Annotated in this window: 13 protein-coding genes; 7 read left to right on the top strand and 6 right to left on the bottom strand. The window is 40.8% G+C overall.

Translation table 11 applies throughout. From position 1 onward, the window contains the following. Positions 1-162: 162 nt before the first annotated feature. From PN457_RS07600 to PN457_RS07585, 4 genes are all read left to right on the top strand, one after another. Positions 163-777 carry an NADH-quinone oxidoreductase subunit J gene (locus PN457_RS07600; RefSeq protein WP_271732401.1) on the top strand — a complete coding sequence of 205 codons (615 nt, stop codon included), beginning with the start codon at positions 163-165 and terminating at the stop codon, positions 775-777. Positions 778-858: 81 nt separating this feature from the next. Next, on the top strand, positions 859-1,164 hold the full coding sequence (nuoK, locus tag PN457_RS07595; RefSeq protein ID WP_006199065.1) for an NADH-quinone oxidoreductase subunit NuoK: 306 nt from the start codon (positions 859-861) through the stop codon (positions 1,162-1,164). Positions 1,165-1,170: 6 nt separating this feature from the next. Continuing rightward, entirely contained in the window at positions 1,171-2,091 is a 921-nt protein-coding gene (locus PN457_RS07590; RefSeq protein WP_271732400.1) for an NAD(+) kinase, read from the top strand. 139 nt (positions 2,092-2,230) lie between these two features. Then, on the top strand, positions 2,231-3,847 hold the full coding sequence (locus tag PN457_RS07585; protein WP_271732399.1) for a glycosyltransferase family 39 protein: 1,617 nt from the start codon (positions 2,231-2,233) through the stop codon (positions 3,845-3,847). A 22-nt stretch (positions 3,848-3,869) separates the two neighbouring features. Here PN457_RS07585 and PN457_RS07580 read toward each other — a convergent pair whose 3' ends face one another. Both PN457_RS07580 and grpE read right to left on the bottom strand, forming a co-directional pair. Continuing rightward, the gene (locus PN457_RS07580) at positions 3,870-7,031 is read right to left on the bottom strand and encodes an Hsp70 family protein (RefSeq protein WP_271732398.1); all 3,162 of its coding nucleotides are present in this window, start codon (positions 7,029-7,031) and stop codon (positions 3,870-3,872) included. Between the two features lie 30 nt (positions 7,032-7,061). After that, complete coding sequence (gene grpE / locus PN457_RS07575; protein ID WP_271732397.1) at positions 7,062-8,279, bottom strand: nucleotide exchange factor GrpE; 1,218 nt, start codon at positions 8,277-8,279, stop codon at positions 7,062-7,064. 316 nt (positions 8,280-8,595) lie between these two features. On the opposite strand from grpE, the gene treS reads away from it, so the two are divergent. Further along, positions 8,596-11,997: a maltose alpha-D-glucosyltransferase gene (gene treS, locus PN457_RS07570; RefSeq protein ID WP_271732396.1), complete on the top strand. Its 3,402-nt coding sequence runs from the start codon at positions 8,596-8,598 to the stop codon at positions 11,995-11,997. Positions 11,998-12,018: 21 nt separating this feature from the next. Here the strand turns inward: treS and PN457_RS07565 are convergent, their stop codons facing one another. After that, positions 12,019-12,867, bottom strand: coding sequence for an alpha/beta fold hydrolase (locus PN457_RS07565; RefSeq protein ID WP_271732394.1), 849 nt, complete (start codon positions 12,865-12,867; stop codon positions 12,019-12,021). A gap of 479 nt (positions 12,868-13,346) precedes the next feature. On the opposite strand from PN457_RS07565, the gene PN457_RS07560 reads away from it, so the two are divergent. Next, positions 13,347-13,871: a DUF192 domain-containing protein gene (locus PN457_RS07560; protein ID WP_271732393.1), complete on the top strand. Its 525-nt coding sequence runs from the start codon at positions 13,347-13,349 to the stop codon at positions 13,869-13,871. Between the two features lie 448 nt (positions 13,872-14,319). Continuing rightward, complete coding sequence (locus PN457_RS07555; RefSeq protein WP_200987871.1) at positions 14,320-14,547, top strand: DUF2949 domain-containing protein; 228 nt, start codon at positions 14,320-14,322, stop codon at positions 14,545-14,547. Positions 14,548-14,933: 386 nt separating this feature from the next. Here the strand turns inward: PN457_RS07555 and PN457_RS07550 are convergent, their stop codons facing one another. The 3 genes from PN457_RS07550 to lpdA all read right to left on the bottom strand — a co-directional run bounded on the left by PN457_RS07550 (position 14,934) and on the right by lpdA (position 18,907). Further along, the gene (locus PN457_RS07550; protein WP_271732392.1) at positions 14,934-16,082 is read right to left on the bottom strand and encodes a pyridoxal-phosphate-dependent aminotransferase family protein; all 1,149 of its coding nucleotides are present in this window, start codon (positions 16,080-16,082) and stop codon (positions 14,934-14,936) included. A gap of 315 nt (positions 16,083-16,397) precedes the next feature. Then, a complete protein-coding gene (trpC, locus tag PN457_RS07545) occupies positions 16,398-17,324 on the bottom strand; it encodes an indole-3-glycerol phosphate synthase TrpC (protein ID WP_271732391.1) in 927 nt (308 codons plus the stop codon). Between the two features lie 155 nt (positions 17,325-17,479). After that, positions 17,480-18,907: a dihydrolipoyl dehydrogenase gene (gene lpdA, locus PN457_RS07540; RefSeq protein WP_271732390.1), complete on the bottom strand. Its 1,428-nt coding sequence runs from the start codon at positions 18,905-18,907 to the stop codon at positions 17,480-17,482. Between the last annotated feature and the right edge of the window lie 47 nt (positions 18,908-18,954).

The raw sequence follows: 18,954 nt of genomic DNA, 5'->3' as shown, positions 1-18,954 counted from the left end.
GTGGCTAGCGCTGCTGGGCGGAAGTCAAAGGTCACATTCTAGTCTTTTGAACTGTCTGGAAAAATGTTTCTGTTTCCGCCGTGCCGTACTAGTGGGTAATCGCTACTACCGATTACCACTTACCAGTTACCATTTATTGGAAATCAAAAAGGACCGGAAAAAGTGAATTTAGCTGAAGGAGTACAGTTTGTTTCGTTAGGCATACTGGGTGTAATGATGATTGGAGCAGCCTTAGCTGTAGTGCTGTTCTCTAACGTTGTTTATTCTGCCTTTATGCTGGGGGGGGTGTTTATCAGCATGGCGGGGATGTACCTCTTGCTCAATGCTGACTTTGTAGCAGCAGCACAGGTACTGGTTTATGTTGGGGCAGTCAACGTGTTAATTTTGTTTGCCATTATGTTGGTGAACAAGCGCCAGGATTTTGCACCATTTCCCAGTGCTGGACTGCGCAAAGTAGTAACAGCCATAGTCAGTTTAGGATTATTTGGTCTGTTGAGTGCAATGGTATTGGGGACTCACTGGGCATACTCAACACCTGCTCCTGTAGCTGCCGAAAGTTCTATAGTTGTGATTGGTGAGCATTTCTTTACTGACTTTCTACTACCTTTTGAACTAGCTTCAGTATTGTTGCTGATAGCTATGTTAGGAGCGATCATTTTGGCACGTCGCGAGTATTTGCCTGAAAAAACCACAGCTTCAGAGTTACCACAAACAATTTTGACTTTGCCAGAACGCCCCAGAGACCTGATATCAGCAGGTAGTGAAACAAAAGAGTAAAATCGGCGATATTATTCGCCGGTAAAGGCCAGATTTTTTATGGCTACGCTACGCAAGCTACGAGAATGGACAGTAAAATCGATGCAACTCCAATACTTTTTATTACTAGCAGCAGCTTTGTTCTGTATCGGCATTTACGGACTAATTACCAGTCGTAACGCGGTACGGGTGTTAATGTCAATTGAGTTACTGCTAAATGCTGTTAATCTCAATTTAATGGCATTTTCTAACTTTCTGGATTCAACTTTAATTAAAGGTCAGGTATTCACTGTATTTGTGATTACCGTGGCCGCTGCTGAAGCGGCGGTGGGTTTAGCCATTGTGCTGGCCATTTATCGCAATCGTGATACCGTTGATATGGAGCAGTTTAATCTCCTCAAGTGGTAATTTTGTGTGCAAATCAAGCAGGTAATCATTGCTTATAAAGCCCGAGATTCCCAGAGTCAACGCTGGGCAGAACTCTGTGCTCAACAACTGGAAAATCGCCATTGTCACGTGTTGATGGGGCCTAGTGGGCCCAAAGATAACCCTTACCCGGTATTTTTGGCTTCTGCAACTCAACCCATTGATTTGGCTTTAGTACTCGGCGGTGACGGCACTGTTTTAACTGGTGCTAGACATTTAGCCCCGGCCGGTATACCTATTTTGGGCGTTAATGTTGGCGGACATCTGGGCTTCTTAACTGAGTCCGTAGACGAGTTTGAAGATACAGAGAAAGTTTGGGACAGACTGTTTGAGGATCGCTATGCTATCCAACGGCGGATGATGTTACAAGCTGCAGTGTATGAGGGTCATCGCACGAATTTGGAACCAGTGACTGAACACTACCTCGCTTTAAACGAATTTTGTGTCAAACCTGCTTCCGCTGACCGCATGATTACCTCAATTCTGGAAATGGAAATTGATAGTGAGGTGGTAGACCAATATGTGGGAGATGGTTTGATTATTTCCACTCCCACAGGTTCTACCGGTTATACTGTTTCTGCTAATGGACCGATTATTCATGACGGTATGGAGGCTCTCACCATAACTCCCATCTGTCCTATGAGTCTTTCTAGCCGCCCCCTAGTTTTACCTCCTGGTTCGGTTGTTAGCATCTGGCCTTTGGGAGATTATGATTTGAGTACAAAACTGTGGATGGATGGGGTGTTATCTACCTCTATTTGGCCAGGACATCGGGTTGATGTGCGTATGGCAGATTGTCGGGCGAAGTTCATTATTTTGCGAGAGAACAATTCATACTATCAGACACTCCGAGAGAAGCTGCTTTGGGCGGGTACAAGGGTTCGCTACAGTAATAATCACCGCAATTGATTGTTCAGGTGTCTACCGAGCGTTTTTGTTGCTAGTTATCTGTGAACACAACAATATGCTAGCCCCCGGGTATCTTCGGGGGTTTTTCAGTAATTGTGGCTGTGGGAAGATTTTAAACTACTTTATCGGAAACCTGCTTATGCGGAACCTGACTCTTGTTCCGAGTTGGTTGCGGTTTTTAATTATTTTTTTGTTGGCCATGGGTATATTATTCCGCTTTGTTAATATTCAAGGCAAAGTTTACTCCCATGATGAAATTTATACATCTTTGCGCATTTCTGGCTATACGGTAGCTGAAGTTAAGCAGCAATTATTTAACGGTGGTGTAATTACTAAGGCAAGTTTTGCTAGGTTCCAATTTCCTAATCTAGAAAAGGGCTTTAGTGACACAATTATGTCTCTGGTAAGAGAAGACCCGCAAGCTCCACCACTTTATTATTTAATTGCCAGATTATGGGTGCAAACCTTTGGTAATTCAGTCACTGTCATTAGAAGTTTATCTGCTTTGATCAGTTTGTTGGTCTTTCCATCTATTTACTGGCTCTGCCGTGAATTATTTAATGTGCCATTGTCAGTACCTGGTTTAGCGATCGCTTTGATGGCAATTTCCCCTCTTCATGTGCTTTATGCTCAAGAAGCACAATCATATATTCTGTGGTTACTCACCATACTACTATGTAGTGCCTCACTATTGCGAGCTATGCGCCTGGAATCACAATCTGACCACGAATTAGTCAAAGTACAGCAAATGCCAGACCCTTTTGCTACCTGGGGTATTTATGTATTGAGCTTGGTAGTTAGTCTTTATACAAGTTTGTGGAGTATTTTTTTAGCGGTTACCCAGGGAATTTATGTAATTACAATTAATAGATTTCAACTAACGGAAACAGTTAGGGCTTATTTACTAGCCTCATCTCTAGGTTTTTTAGCTTTTATGCCCTGGATGACTATTGTGGTAGCCAATTTATTTGAGTTTATTGTATCAGCAGATGTCACGCAAAATGATAAATCTATGTTACATTGGCAGCCAATTTTATTTATACAGATAAGTCGAATCTTTTTCGATTTGAACATCGGCTTAGAAAACCCCATACAGTATTTAATTTCTCTGATTTTTACATCTCTAGCAGGATATGCACTTTATTTTATATGTTGCACCACTAATTATAAGACCTGGTTGTTTATGGTGACATTAATTATAGTTCCCTTCATACCACTAATGCTGCCGAATTTATTTTATCAAGCACTAGTTTATACTTCTATCATATATTTAATACCTGTATATTTATGTATTCTAGTTTCTGTTGCCTATATGTTAGCTAGCCAAATATATAGTGGAATTTCATCGCGCCGGAGATTGTGGCAAGTAATTTTAGTATTAATAATTGTGTTGGGGATGGTTTCTTGTAGAGTTCGCTATGAAGGAGAAACTTGGTGGAATAAGGGAATTAGTTATGGTAATCCAGAAGTTGCTGAGATTCTCAATGAGGCGCAAAAACCACTTTTAATTAGTAATTCTCAGGGAATTAATTATGTAACTGTATTTTCCCTGAGCTATCTTGTTACTCCAAAAGTAAGGTTTCAATTAATTAATGGTGAAGATATTCCTAATATTCCTGATGGTTTTAAGGATATTTTCTTACTCAATCCTTCAGATACCTGGCGTAGAGAAATAGAAACCAGATATAAATCTACAGCTAATGTGGTTTATCGCGATAATTATCACTTGCTGTGGAAGTTAACTCATCTCCGGTAACTATCTCAATTGAATTTAGACTTTAACCATTGACAATTTCTAAAAGCCAAGTTTTGATGTCTTTAATATCTTCAATAGTAGCAGTATCAAGATGAAAAGCCCTTTCTATTAGCTCTAACTTGCGGTCAAACTGTTGGGAGATACCCGGGAAATTAACCATTCTACCTTGACAAGGCAGATAAATCTTTGTCAGGGATAAAATGTCATTGACAATTCGTTCATGAAGTAGATTCCCTGTTATGTGCCAACCAATACATTGACCCAGACAACCTAAAGCATCTAAAGCAATTTGAGGCTCACTAATTTGATGTTTAAGTTGCTCTAAAACAAATAATGCTACTTTTTCCACATCATTGAGATTGGCTCGCCATTCCTGGGGTTGACCAGGGCTAATGATTCTGGCTAAAGCCCAGAAAGCTTTTTGGCGCACAGCTAAATGTTGATTGCCTTGGATAATCGAGCGCAAGCGCGTAATATTACGTACAGAAGGTTCAGCACAAAAACCAAATGAGTTAAGTAAATTAACGGAACGTGCTAGGTGTGAGATGACTGTAAACTCTTGGTAAATTAACTCGCTAAAATCTGACCATAGCATTTTACCCGGAGCCAGGGAAATGGCTGTTTGTAATTCATGTATGTGGTTATATCTGGATAAACCAGCTTGAAATTGGCGTAAAATCCAGTTGTGATACCTTTGTTCTAGTTCTCTGACTTGGAAATCAGAACTATCAACAGGTAAACTTTGCATAATATTAGACAAAGCCATTACGGCTACAATTTTTCTGCTTTGTTGTAAATCAGGTTTAACATTACTCTGTGTTTCCAACCACTGTAATAAACTGCGAATAATAGATAAACGATTTTTACCCTGACAAGTCTGATTTTCTAGATTTCGTCTTTGGGTTTGAACACTAGCATTTTGCCAATTTTGAGCCAGACTAAATGCGACCCTCCCCCAAGCCGAAAATTCTACCTCAATATCGGGATTAATTTCTTTACCTGGACGGGAACGGCTAATTTTAGGAATTAAATCTGTGGCTGTGTTATTAACTGTTTTTTGATTAACTGTTTTTTCAACATTGCTAATTCTCGGTATTTGGGGGGAAACTTCTAAGCGGAAACGAGTATCTGGGCGATCGCGATGTACGAGTGTCAGTAATAATCGCTCATCAAAGGTATATTCTACTTCCAGATTTAAATAATCTCCTGGTTGAATATCAGCAGCCCGAATTTCATCGGTATTAACACGGCGAGTCCGTTGTAAAGTAGTATTTTGATTAATTTGGGAACCCATACCCACCCAAGCTTTAAAACCAATCAAACCGTCGTCTTCAAATGCTGGTAAACGGAATCCCGCCAAGGTAGTGCGATAAGGATACTTTTGACCATGAGCAACTAACAACTCTAATTTTGATTCTTGAGTATTATAATCTGTCACTTCTAGCCAAATATTTGTGGGGTTAATTCCTTCTGATTTACCCACAGTACCTGCTGCATAAAGTGCAGCACCACGAGCCACCGCCAAGTCTGGATCTCCCTCTGATAGAATGAGGATTCCAGGTAAAAGCTGTTCTAAGCGTTCCCGAATTAAAGGGAAATATGTCATCCCCCCATTAAGCAGAATGCCATTAATTTTAGGTAATTCCCCCAACTTCTCTTTAGCTTTGAGGAGGACATCAAGAACAGGTACGATAAAAGTGTCACGACGGTCTACAAAGGGAGATTGATTAAAAGCGGTTTTTGGGTCTAACTTTTCTATTAGTTCCGGTTTAATATCTGGACACAGCAACTCTTTTAAAGCTTCCTGCATTTGCCGATATCCCAAACTGTAGAAAATCGGAAAACTAGAGCTAGAACTCACGTATTCAAACGGCATTCTAAACTCTTCCTTATCGAGGCTATCAGAATATCTACTGCCCCAAACTTGCTTAAATTGTTCAGCATAAATCCTGAGTTCATACCACAATTTTTTTTGCTCAGGTACAGATAACTTACCTATTTTACTATAGTTAGTAAACAAATAATCAACTATTTTTTCATCAACTTGATCGCCTCCCACTCTGGTACGGGAACCAATAGAAATATCCTCAATAAAAAACTGGGCTATATCGCTATTCCAGTATACTTTGTGCAATGAAGTATCTAAAGTTCCCCCTCCTAAATCATAGACAAGAATATTTAAAGGACGACTGGTATCTAAATCAGCGCAAATCTCTCCATTTCGGAGTCTATATAAGAAATCATATAAAGCAGCTTTTGGTTCTGGTAACAAAACAATGTTATTTTCTTCCCAACCTGCTAATTTAGCGGCTTTCCGGGTCGCTTCAATAGCATCAGGTTCATAGGACGCTGGGTGAGTGATGACTGCACCTCTCACATCTATTTGTTTTTGGGTTAATTGATGACGACAAAACTTTAAAACTTCTGCGGCGGCTTGTTCTGGTGTAACATTACCGATAGTAAGTTGATATTCAAAAGGTAACCCATCTTGAAGAGTACCAATATCATGTTTCCAAGCCAGAATAGTTTGATCTCTAAAAGCATAATATTGGCTGCGGACATGGTTACCTATTTTCGCAGTATCTAATTGAGAATACCTGACAGCAGAAGGAATTAATTCTGTATGTTGTACAGCTTCATGCTCATTTTTGACCGGAATACTAATGGCGTTAGCTTTCCATTCCTGCATTAATGTTTGACTAGCTCTTGCTATGACTGTGTTAGTAGTGCCTAAGTCGATACCTAAATATGTGGGGCGTAAAATGTTTTGGAGTAATTCAATATATGTGGCTGTTTCTCTAAGTTTATTTCCCAGTTGATTATTACCAATAGCTACTGTTTTAACTTGTTTACTGGTTAAATAAGAAAATAATTTGGCATAATCATTATCATTGCTAACAACGGCAATGATATTAATTTGCTCCTGGGAATTGTTAATCAACTCCTCGGATGTGCGGAAAATTAAATTATCAACTTCTTGGGGAACAGATGTCAATCCGGGTGTTAATTCAAAGCGATATCCTAGATTACGTAGCTGACTACCATAAGCAGAGAGGACTGCTGGAGTGTTGGAAAATGCACGACGTACTTTTATGGAACCATACTTGGTACAAATAGATTCAATTTCCCCAAGTTCAGGTTTAATGTTGTCTAGGTCTAATAAGATTGCAATATTTTCTGCCATGGTTTTTTATCCTGTTTTTATAAAAATCTTTTAATTATTGCTGGAATTATCAGTTAATTCTTGTACTTTTGCCGGTGTAATTATGTTGTCGTTAACCTTCCATCCTTTCTGAATACACTGTACTTGTTTAATTTCTGTGTAATTTGTAAAAGGCGTTCCCCCTACATAAGCATATTTTGCTAAGTCAAGTTGAGATATTGTGAAACTATCTTTGAGGGACTTCGGGTAAGTTTCTATTCCTAGTTTTTGGAATATTTTCATTAAATTACGCAAGACAATAAATATGGACAGAGAATCATCAGAGGAAATTTGAGCTTCTCCACTCGCTTCAATTTGAGGTTCTATTAAACTGATAATTTTCTCTATTTGATCTAAAGCCGGTTGGGAACCATTTTGTAGTTCTTGAGCAATTTGGGTCACAATTTCTTGATGTCCTTGCTCACGCAGTTGCTCCAACTCTCGAGTCAGTTCTAAGTTTTCAGCTTCTAAAATACTAATTTGAGTTGTTAATTGTCTTTCAATCTCTCCGAGACCTGAAACAAGATTCTTAGCTGTTTGGTCTTTAATTGCAGTGCGCGTAACTTTAAAATGTTTCATCAAGGCCATGCCAAAATCCATGAGTATTTCATGAGGACCAGATGCAATTATGCCTTGAAAGACCTGAGAAGCTGCAAAGAATTTTTTAGCATCTTCTGGAACATATGCTTCTATTTGAGACAGAACTAAATAGGTTTTAGAACGGTGTTTTTGAAAGTAATTTATGGCATCACATAGCTGGCTAATTCTGCCAATATCTTTATTATCTGTGTGTATAAATCCATATTCGGCGTTATTAATCAAACCTTGGATAGCTGCTTGAGATTCTTGATAAACTTCCTGTGGTGTAAGTTTTCTACGGTTAGATAGATAATAGTAAAAGTCATCAATCAGCTTGGTGGAAGATGGAGGAATTCTATGGAGTATTTGTCTCCAAGATTCTTGATGATGTTCATTGAAGGTTTTAATGGCGGTTTGCAATATATTTCCACGTTTTTTCTCCTCCTCTGTACTGGGTGGAATGTATTTACTGTAGAAATCTTCCACAAATAATAAAAATTGTCCCCAAGGATTTTTTTGGAGAATTTCCAGATCAAATTCATCTTTTAAGGATGATTTAGTGTTTTGAGACTTTTTAGGTTGTTGAGGTAATGGACGAACAAAAGTAGAATTTTTCTTTTTGGGTTTTGGTTTGTGAGTGTTGTGATCCATAGGTTCGAGTAATTATGTAGTAGGCAGTAATGATGCATCAGAATGTAGAAGCATATACTTAACAATAAAAAAATATGCACTGTCATCTATCTAAAGATAGATATTGAAAGACTCTTGATTAACAACTCAGTGATTATATCACGTAGCTGGAATAGTCCTCTTCCAATCAAGAGCTTGTTAATGCTCTTACCTGTGTGAGATGGATAAAGTTATGATTTTAGGTATTTTGTGATAGGAGGGAAGAGGAAAAAGTGAGTTAACAATTTTTTTATAAAAAAATAAATAAGAGTTTTATCACTAAAAGTTGATAGATAAAATGAGAAGAGCAGACTTAATCATCAAAGATGACCCCTTATGGTTTAAGAAAGCGATTATTTACGAAGTACCTATTCGTGCATTTGCTGATAGTAATGGTGATGGTATTGGCGACCTACAGGGACTAATAGAAAAACTAGATTACTTGCAAGATTTAGGGATTACGGCTATTTGGTTACTACCTTTTTTCCCATCACCACTGAAAGATGATGGTTATGATATTGCTGAGTATACCAGTATTAACCCCATCTATGGGACATTAGAAGACTTTAAAAACCTATTGAATGCTGCCCATGAGCGGGGTATCCGGGTGATTATTGAGTTAATTATTAACCATACATCGGATCAACATCCTTGGTTCCAACGCGCACGCAGCGCCCCAAAAGGTAGTCTAGAAAGAGATTTTTATGTGTGGAGTGATACGGCAGAAAAATACCAAGAAGCGCGAATTATTTTCCAGGATTTTGAAACCTCGAATTGGGCTTGGGATCCGGTGGCTAAGGCTTATTATTGGCATCGTTTCTATTCCCATCAGCCGGATCTAAATTATGATCATCCCTTGGTAAGAGATGCGGTATTTGATGTTTTAGATTTTTGGTTAGAAATGGGCGTTGATGGATTACGTATGGATGCAGTACCTTATTTGTATGAAAGGGAAGGGACTAACTGCGAAAATCTCCCGGAAACTCATGCTTTCCTGAAAGAATTGCGATCGCACATTGACGCGAAACATCCTCACAAGATGCTACTAGCTGAGGCTAATCAATGGCCAGAGGATGCAGCTAAATATTATGGCGACGGGGATGAATGCCATATGAACTTTCATTTTCCCCTAATGCCACGCCTATTTATCGCCCTACAGATGGAAGACAATTTCCCCATTGTAGATATTCTCCAACAAACTCCACATATTCCTGACAATTGTCAGTGGGCGTTGTTTTTGCGTAATCACGACGAATTGACCTTAGAAATGGTCACAGATGAAGACCGAGACTTTATGTATCGGGTGTATGCTCAAGACCCGGTAATGAGATTAAATTTAGGTATCCGCCGCCGACTAGCACCTCTGTTAGGTAATGACCGCCGCCAAATTGAGTTACTTAATAGTTTGTTGTTATCCCTACCGGGAACACCCGTAATCTATTATGGTGATGAAATTGGCATGGGGGATAATGTTTACTTAGGCGATCGCAATGGTGTACGCACTCCTATGCAGTGGAGTTCTGACCGCAACGCCGGTTTTAGTCGGACTAATCCCCAGAGGTTGTACTTGCCGGTGATTATTGACTCAGAATACCACTATGAAGCGGTTAACGTCGAGGCACAGAGGGCTAACTTCAATTCTCTGTGGTATTGGATGAAACGCTTGATTGCTACTCGAAACCGTTTTCAGGCTTTAGGTAAAGGCAAATTTGAATTATTACACCCTAATAACCGCAAAGTTTTTGCTTTTAGCCGCACCTACGAAGAAGAACATATCCTCATAGTAGCAAATTTATCTCATTATGTCCAAACGGCAGAATTAGATTTATCAGATTTCACAGGACTAGTACCAGTGGAAATTTTTGGTTACACGGAGTTTCCCGCCATTGGAGAGTCGCCTTATTTTCTCAGTCTGAGTCCCCATGGATTTTACTGGTTTGTCCTCAAACGTAAGCCTAGTTTGACTCAACCCCCGAAACCCCAAGCCGAGTTACCTACCCTAGTTGTGAATGAACGGTGGCAAAATGTGATTTTACAACGGGAGTTAAAAGGGGTTTTAGAATCAACACTGCGGGATTACCTATATACCTGTAAATGGTTTGGTGGTAAAACCAGAACTTTGCAATCGGTGCAAATTGTAGAAACCATTGCCATACCCTACAATCAGCAGTTAGCCGAAATGGTTTGGTTACAGGTAGATTATATTGATAGACACAGGGAAACTTATCTATTATTTTTCGCCTATGCAGAGAGTGAGCAAGCAATGCAGCTATTGAGAGAAATCCCCCAAGCTGTAATTTCACGTCTGCAAGTGCAAAGGGAGAATACCCTGGTTAATACTTCAGAAGTAGGAATTTTGTTTGATGCGTTAGTAGATAAGAACTTTTTGAGTTCATTATTAGATGCTATTGGGGAGCAGCGTTTATATAGAGGGACAAAAGGAGAATTATTTGCCACGACCACTGATTTATTTTCACAGTTATACTCACAAAACGGTGACCATGAACCAAATGTTCTCAAGGAAGAAGAACAAACCAATACTTATATAGTTTATGGCTCGCGCCTATGTTTGAAACTCTTCCGGAAATTTGAGGAAGGTATGCACCCGGATTTAGAAATCCGGCGTTTTCTGGGGGAGAAAAAACGCTTACAACATTTTGTACCTGTAGCAGGGGCTTTAGAGTATGGTCGCCAATGGGTACGCCACGCAAGCTATCAGAGATTTGGGGATATTTCCAACCTACCGATGACCATAGGCATATTACAAGAGTTAATTCAAGATACTCGCAGCGGCTGGGATTACACCGTAGACAGCCTACGTCATTATTTTGATGTGGTGACTACAGAACAGGCGAGTATTACAGAAGTTCCCATACCATCAGGTTCTCTCTTAAACTTACAGAGAACTGATATTCCCGACCTGGCGACCAAAACCATTAATTCTTACCTTCCAAATGTAGAAATATTAGGTAAATCCACGGCTGAATTGCATATGACCTTAGCTACAGATACAGATAATCCCGACTTTGCGCCAGAACCCTTTTCATCATTTTACCAACGTTCCATCTACCAAGATGCACGTAACCTCACAGGGCGAGTTTTCCGATTACTTAGGGAAAGGGCAAAAGATTTGCCATCTCATACCCAGGAATTGGCAACAGATGTACTTAATAACCAACAAGAGATTTTGGCACGTTTCCAGTTAGTTGTGAATCAAAAAATTATCGCCTTCCGGACTCGTTATCATGGGGACTATCATCTGGGGCAATTGCTGTACACTGGTAAGGACTTTATTATCACCCATTTTGAAGGTAAAGCAGCCCGCAGTTTGAGTGAACGCCGCCGCAAGCGATCGCCATTAAGAGATGTAGCCCGGATGCTGGTATCCTTCAATTATGCTGTGACTGAAGCTTTGCGCCGTGAAATAGAAACTGGTATGGTTCGCCCTGACAATCTGCCACTTATGAAACAATGGGCAAAATTTTGGTATACCTGGGTGAGTGCTACCTTCTGCAATTCTTATTTAGCAACTGCTGGGGAAAACAACTTTTTACCAAAAACCCCTGCGGAACTACAATTACTGCTATTTGCCTATCTATTAGAAAAAGCAATAGAGGAACTCCACCATGAACTCAACCATCGTCCAGATTACGTAGAAATTCCCCTACAACTGATTTTGCAACTAATATCAGAATCATGAACCTGCTTATCTGTGGTTAATTCATCTTGGCATTTTCACAACTTGGGGATGTGCTTCCAACCAAATATCAATATCACCTAATACCTGTTGGGGAACTTCCCAAGGAAATAAATGTGCTGTATTTGGGTAACAACGCCACTGGCTACTTTTCAAATGTTGTGCCGTTTCTAAACTAGACTCAGGGGTAATATGACAGTCTTGTTCCCCAGCCAGTACCAAACCAGGACAGTGAATTTTTTGTAAATCAGAGAGTCGATTGTAACCAGATTTCAGAGCAGTGTAGAGGGCGCGAGTTGCGAAAGAAGAGGTTTGTAAATAGGACTGTACTGCTTCGGTGGCAATATAATTATAAGCTGTGGAGGTATGTTGTTGAATCAAATAGCGAAAAAGCGATCGCTTGGCAAAAGTATCTATATTCCATTGCCAACTTGGTTGAATATAGTTCAAAATTCCGGCAATGGCAGTATATAGATTATCCTGCCAAGTAATGGGGGGATGATTGCCACGGGGTCTGGCTGCGGTGGCCACCAAAATCATACCAGTAAAGCGTTGTGGTAGTCGCAATGCCATTTCCATTGCCAAAATTCCACCCAGTGACCATCCCAATATCAGACATTTTTCAATTTGAAAGCGGTCTAGAAGCGCCTCTAAGTCTGTCAAATGGTCTAACATCTCAAAATTGCCATTACAGCGACTTTTACCGTAGCCGCGTAAATCAGGGGCGAAAGTTTGGTAGCGTTTGGATAAATGATTGGTAAAAACAGAAAGATTACGACCAGATCCAGGATGACCGTGTAAACACAGAATAGGGAACCCCTCACCTTGGATGTAGAGGTTCAGGTTTGCCGGTGTGGTGGAGATATAGGACATAATTTAATATTTTCCCCCTCAATAAATAAAATTCAATTGATTTACAGTCTATTGACGCTCTTGACTTGTGTGCCTTGCAATTACCCTTTGTCATGTTCCACAACCACCAGGTATGCCCCAGGATTGATTTGTACTTTGTTTATTTCTGCTACAAGTTTTTTTTCACCTGGGAGAGAATATTCTTATGTGCTATATTTTTCATACCTCTTTTAAAAAGTTCCTTCTCAACTCACAAGTTGGGAGCTACAATTCATATATTTAGCGCCAATTTCCCTAGGAATCACAATGATCATCATTTGATTTACTATGAGGTAAAAACACAAATCTGATGGTGTTGACCTTTTTCCCAGGCCAAAGCAGTATATGACTTAAGCGGCTGCTTTTTAAACTGGAAGTATTAATTTTATCTATCCTCACACCGTAGTTTTTAGCATAAGTGCTGTGCAATCGCAATTTAAATTACCAAATCAGAAAATATTATGATGCGTTGGCTAATTGTAGTCCCGATGCTCCTGAATGTTTTACTAATGGGCTGTTCTGTTGGAAATACAGCAAAATCTACCACATCCACAGCCAGTAGCCAAACAAAAGCTCCCAGTGGTCAAATGCTACCAATTTCAGCACAAGCAGTTCTGTCTAATGGTACTAGAGTCCAATTGGAAGTGGCACGGACACCGGAACAGCAGGCGAAGGGCTTAATGTATCGTCCACCTTTACCAGATGATCAGGGGATGTTATTTCAGTTCCCTTCTGCACGACCTGTCAGATTTTGGATGAAAAATGTCCCTGTTCCTCTGGATATGGTGTTTTTGCAAAATGGGGTGGTGCGATATATTCAGGCTTCTGCGCCTCCGTGTCCTAGGGAACCTTGCCCTACTTATGGTCCTAATGTGCCCGTTGATATGGTCATTGAATTGCGATCTGGACGATCTGCGGAATTAAATTTGCGGGATGGTGATGTGATCAAAATTGAGTTTTTCGATACGGGAAATCTGGGGAAATAAATTTCCCCCTGTCAGATGGGGCGAATCCTAAGTTAATATCTTTGTTTCCAAGATTTGCTAAGTATAGAATAGAACTTTATTATGGATACTATTTACCTTGTTTACATCATAGTGAAATTTGCAGTTTCAAGCTATAATCACATTTCTCTACTATGGATGCCAAAAATATTCCTTTTGGCGTAAGTGTAAATGGACTCTCATAAGAGAGTATTAGCTATGGAATATTTGTGACTAAATGTGTGATGAAATCAAACATAATAGTCAACAATATCAGTGGTGCTTTGAATTGGGAATCTTCGAGTTTAACCGGTGAAATCTTTCAGTTTGAAGAGTTTTAGCCAATTGTGTTGGAATTTCTGAGAACGTAGCGTGGCGTAAGTCATTCCGGTCATCACCAGTTACGAATGAAACATTAGCTGCAGGTTACTGAGAAATGGGACATGGTTATATGACAATAAATTCAACTAAAGGGGGTGAGTTACAAATGTCACCATCAACCTATTCACGACTGATTCATTTTCTAGAGGAAGATTTGTCAATTTCCTCGGCTTCTCTTGCAGTCGCCCTGCGACATCGGGAACAAGATCCCGGTCCTTTACCAATGATTCTTTGGCAGTATGGATTAATTACGTTAGAACAGTTAGAACAAATTTATGATTGGCTGGAAACAGCATAAGAGCAGGAATTTGAGTTTTGCATTGTCTAAGTCTAAAATACAGGCTACCTCAACCTATGGCGTTTCTATGACATAAGTTGGATTGGCGAAGTTTTTGATTGCAATCATGGTTCTAATGTGTATAAGTATGCCTTTCATACCGGAGAATTGAGGATGTCACGTGGATTCTGTGTTGTACCGAGTCCGATAGATAGCAGAATTGACTGTTACCATTTTTACTTATTTCCAGAAGGATGCAAAGAGCGAGTTGACTGTTTAACTCGCTCTTTATAATTTCAATGGGAGTAGAACCAAAATACTCATCATTGGTGTGGCTAACAGTTCTCCTTTCTCTTGGAGACGCTTCGCCAAGGGTTTACGTTCCCCAGATAGACTGGGGATGGAGACTAACTAAATACTTTAGCCGCTGCTGCTACACCAGCACCAGGGATAAAGTCTTCGTAGCCGAGTTCAGTAAGAGTCACTTCTAAGGCGGCTATACAGGTGAGAATATCGCGATCGCTAACAAAACCCAAGTGACCAATGCGGAAAATTTTGTTTTTCAGATGGTCTTGTCCACCGGCCAAAGCAATATCAAAACGCTTCTTCATCAATGAGCGAATTTTATCAGCTTCAATACCCTGTGGGGCAACAGCGGTAATTGCTGGACTGGCATAATCATCTGCACCAAATAAAGGTAAATTCAAACCACGCACCGCGGCGCGGGTGGCATTTTTGAGTCTTTGGTGCCGAGTAAATATTGACTCCAAGCCTTCATCCTTCATCATTTGTAATGTGGTGTGTAAAGCCACAATCAAGTTCACCGGTGGAGTAAAGGGAGTGGTATTTTTGGCGGCAGATTTGCGATATTTACCTAAATCAAGATAATATTTCGGTAATTTTGCAGTTTTGTAAGCTTCCCAAGCCTTGGGGCTAACAGCAACAAATCCTAATCCTGGGGGAATCATATAACCTTTCTGGGAACCGGAAGCCACTACATCTAAACCCCAGGTATCTATGGGTAAATTGAATGCGCCCAAGCTAGTAACTGCATCCACGATAATTAAAGCTTCGCCATGTTCCTTTACTAGCCGGTTGATAGTTTCTAAGTCATTCAACACACCGGTTGAGGTTTCGCTGTGGGTAATAATGACGGCTTTAATTTCCTTGTTGGTATCCCCTTGCAGTTTTTCTGCAAACACTGATGTATCTAAAGGTTTCCCCCATTCGGTAGTAATAGCTTCAACATTCAAACCGTATGCTGCAGCGATTTCTACCCAGCGTTCTCCAAACTTCCCATTGGAACCGACCAAAACGCGATCGCCTGGAGACAGAAAATTAATGATTCCCGCTTCCACCGCACCCGTACCGCTAACATTGAGCATTAGTACATCATTTTGAGTTTGGTGTAACCATTTGAGGTTTTCTATCACCTCCGCCATGATGTTACTAAACTCATTGGTGCGGTGTCCAATTGGGTGCTTGGCTAATGCCAATAAAGCAGCTTCTGGTACTGGTGTGGGGCCAGGAATCATGAGCATTAGCTTATTGTCCATTTGTTCGTCCTAAAAAAGAATAAAAGTTCAAAACTTGGGGAGGATACTTAAATTTTTGGGGGGAATTTTAGGTTTTATCTGCATATACATAAACAATACTTGCCATAGTCTTCAAATCCACAGATTTAAAGATCATTAGAGCTAAAGAATGATGGTTTACTTGACTTTTGCAACAACCTATGTATATTAGTTAAAAATAATCTAAAATTCTTCTTTCAAGTTATAGCATTTTATCATCTGTTCAACTACGGATTTATCTGTGTACCCTACCCTAGGTTCTGCCTGCATGGACATAAATAAGCACCGAATCTCCCGCTACAGCGGTTGGCGGTGGTTAGCAAACAGTTTAGCGATCGCTAAACCAGGGTCGGGTTGTTTAACTAACGACTCTCCAATGAGTACGGCTGCTGCTCCTGCCTGGTGTACTATATGTAAATCTTCAGGAGTATGTAGCCCTGACTCGCTCACAACTAGGAGATTAAGTTCCTGTAATTGACTAACTCGTGCTGCCAATAATTGACAGGTAGTTTGAAGATCAACGGAAAAATCTTCTAAATTGCGATTATTGATCCCCACCAAAAACTCACAAGTTGAGCGGTCCGCTGTCCAACGTTTAGCTAAAGCTAACACGCGATCAAGTTCTGCCAAACTATGAACCTCAATCAAGGCTGTCATCTTCAATGCTTTAGCAATTTTCAGGAAGTATTGTAAATCTTGATCACTGAGAATAGCCGCAATTAGCAAAATTGCATCTGCACCCTGAATACGAGCCAAATACATTTGGTAAGGATAGATAATAAAATCCTTACATAAAAGTGGTAATTTCACCCTAGCACGCACTTGGGCTAAATTCTCAAAACTGCCTTGAAAAAACTTCCTATCTGTCAAAACAGAAAGACAACTAGCTCCGGCTTGTTCATAGGCCGAAGCAATGGCTACCGGGTCAAAATCCGCTCGTAAGACACCCTTGCTAGGGGAAGCTTTCTTGACTTCAGCAATTAAAGCCGGCTTGGTGCTTCCTTGTCTTAAAGCGGCGATAAAATCACGGGTGGGTGGTGCCGAGAGTGCCTGCTTTTGCAATTCTGTTAAAGGTCGCCTTTCCCGCATTTGGTCAATTTCAACTTCCTTATGCCAGACAATTTCCTCCAAAATGTTGTTTGGTTCTATATCTGGCAAAGCAGACTGATAACGTAAAAAAGAGACATTAATGGTAGTGTTGGTAGAACGGCGACGAATTTGCATAATTTAAGTTTTGAGTTCTTCTTTCCTGAGTTTGACACTCCCGGCCCTCAAGAGACAATGACGGGCGAAAAATATTTCAGTGTTAACAGGCACCCTTTAGCCACTGATGGCGTAGCGTAGCCATCACGACTCATAAGACCTTCCCGCCCTAGTCCTTAAACCACGGCGCGTTTATAAGCTTCATCTAGCACTTCCGAAAGTGTAGGATGGGCGTGTACTAAGTGAGCCAGGTCTTGGACAGCTTGACGGTTAGCGATCGCGGCTGAGGCTTCATGAATTAAGTCCGAGGCGTGCATGCCAAAGATATGCACTCCTAAAACCTCACCAGTATCTTGGCGATACACTACTTTAGCCATACCATCGGCTTCTTTTTCTGCCAGAGCTTTGGAATTACCTTTGAAGTAACTTTTAGTAGTAGCCACCTCAAAGCCTTCAGCTTGCGCCAATTCCTGGGCGGCTACTTCTGTTAAGCCTACATAGCTGACCTCTGGGTGAGTAAATGCGGCCGCTGGGATGCTGCGATAGTCCACAGTGCGGGGACGACCGATGATATTTTCCACCGCGACGACACCTTGAGCCGAGGCGGTGTGGGCCAACATCATTTTCCCAGTGGCGTCACCAATGGCCCAGACATGGGGGACTACTTCCCCGCCAGAGAGCACAGCCATATGGTCATCTACGGGGATATAATTCCGCCGGTCTAGTTCTATGCCTAAAGTGTCTAGTCCTAAGTTATTGGTGGCGGGAATACGCCCTGTGGCTACTAAACAAGCATCGACTTCAATAACATCAATATCTTCTTTAGTTTTAAAGTCTGCTAATTCAATTACCACGGGGGAACCGGGGATGATTCTTTTGGCGTATATTCCCACTTTGGTTTCTATATCCCGGGGTGTAATTAAGACTCGTTCTACTAGTTTAGCAATATCCCGGTCAAATCCTGGCATGAGTTGGTCTAGGGCTTCAATCATGGTGATTTCACAGCCCAAAGCCGAGTAAACATCAGAAAATTCTAAGCCGATGTAACCACTACCAATAATTGCGATCCATTCCGGTAGAGATTCTAATTTTACACCTTGATCGCTGGTAAAAACGGTTTTAGCATCTACTTCTATGCCTGGGGGTACGAAGGGGACAGAGCCAGGGGAAAGAATGATATCTTTAGCTGTCACTGTTTTTTGTGTACTATCGCTAGTGATAGTTACTTTTTGAGTGCCGGCAATTTTTCCCCAACCTCTGATAATATCTACTCCTAGACGTTTGAGGCTGTTGGTGAGGTCGCCTTGAATTTTTGATACAAGACTGCTAGCATGGTCTGCGATCGCTTGACGGTCAAATGCCACATGATCAACTTGAATTCCCAGGGATTTGAGATGATGGGCATTACGTAACTCCCGCACACGTCCAGACGCAGCTAACAAAGCCTTGGAAGGGATACAGCCACGATTCACACAGGTTCCCCCCATGTCCCCAGCTTCAATAATCGCTGTTTTCAGACCACAGCTAACAGCGTGTAGGGCTGCGCCATGTCCACCCACACCCGCGCCGATAATCACTAAATCGTAATCAAATCCATCACTCACGTTAGTTTCCCCTTGTACTTTGCCTATTTATTTTCAACTATGGCTTA

The organism is Anabaenopsis arnoldii, assembly GCF_028331025.1.
In the GTDB taxonomy this organism is placed as follows: Bacteria; Cyanobacteriota; Cyanobacteriia; order Cyanobacteriales; family Nostocaceae; genus Anabaenopsis; species Anabaenopsis arnoldii.
This window is presented reverse-complemented; position numbering and strand designations above follow the sequence as displayed.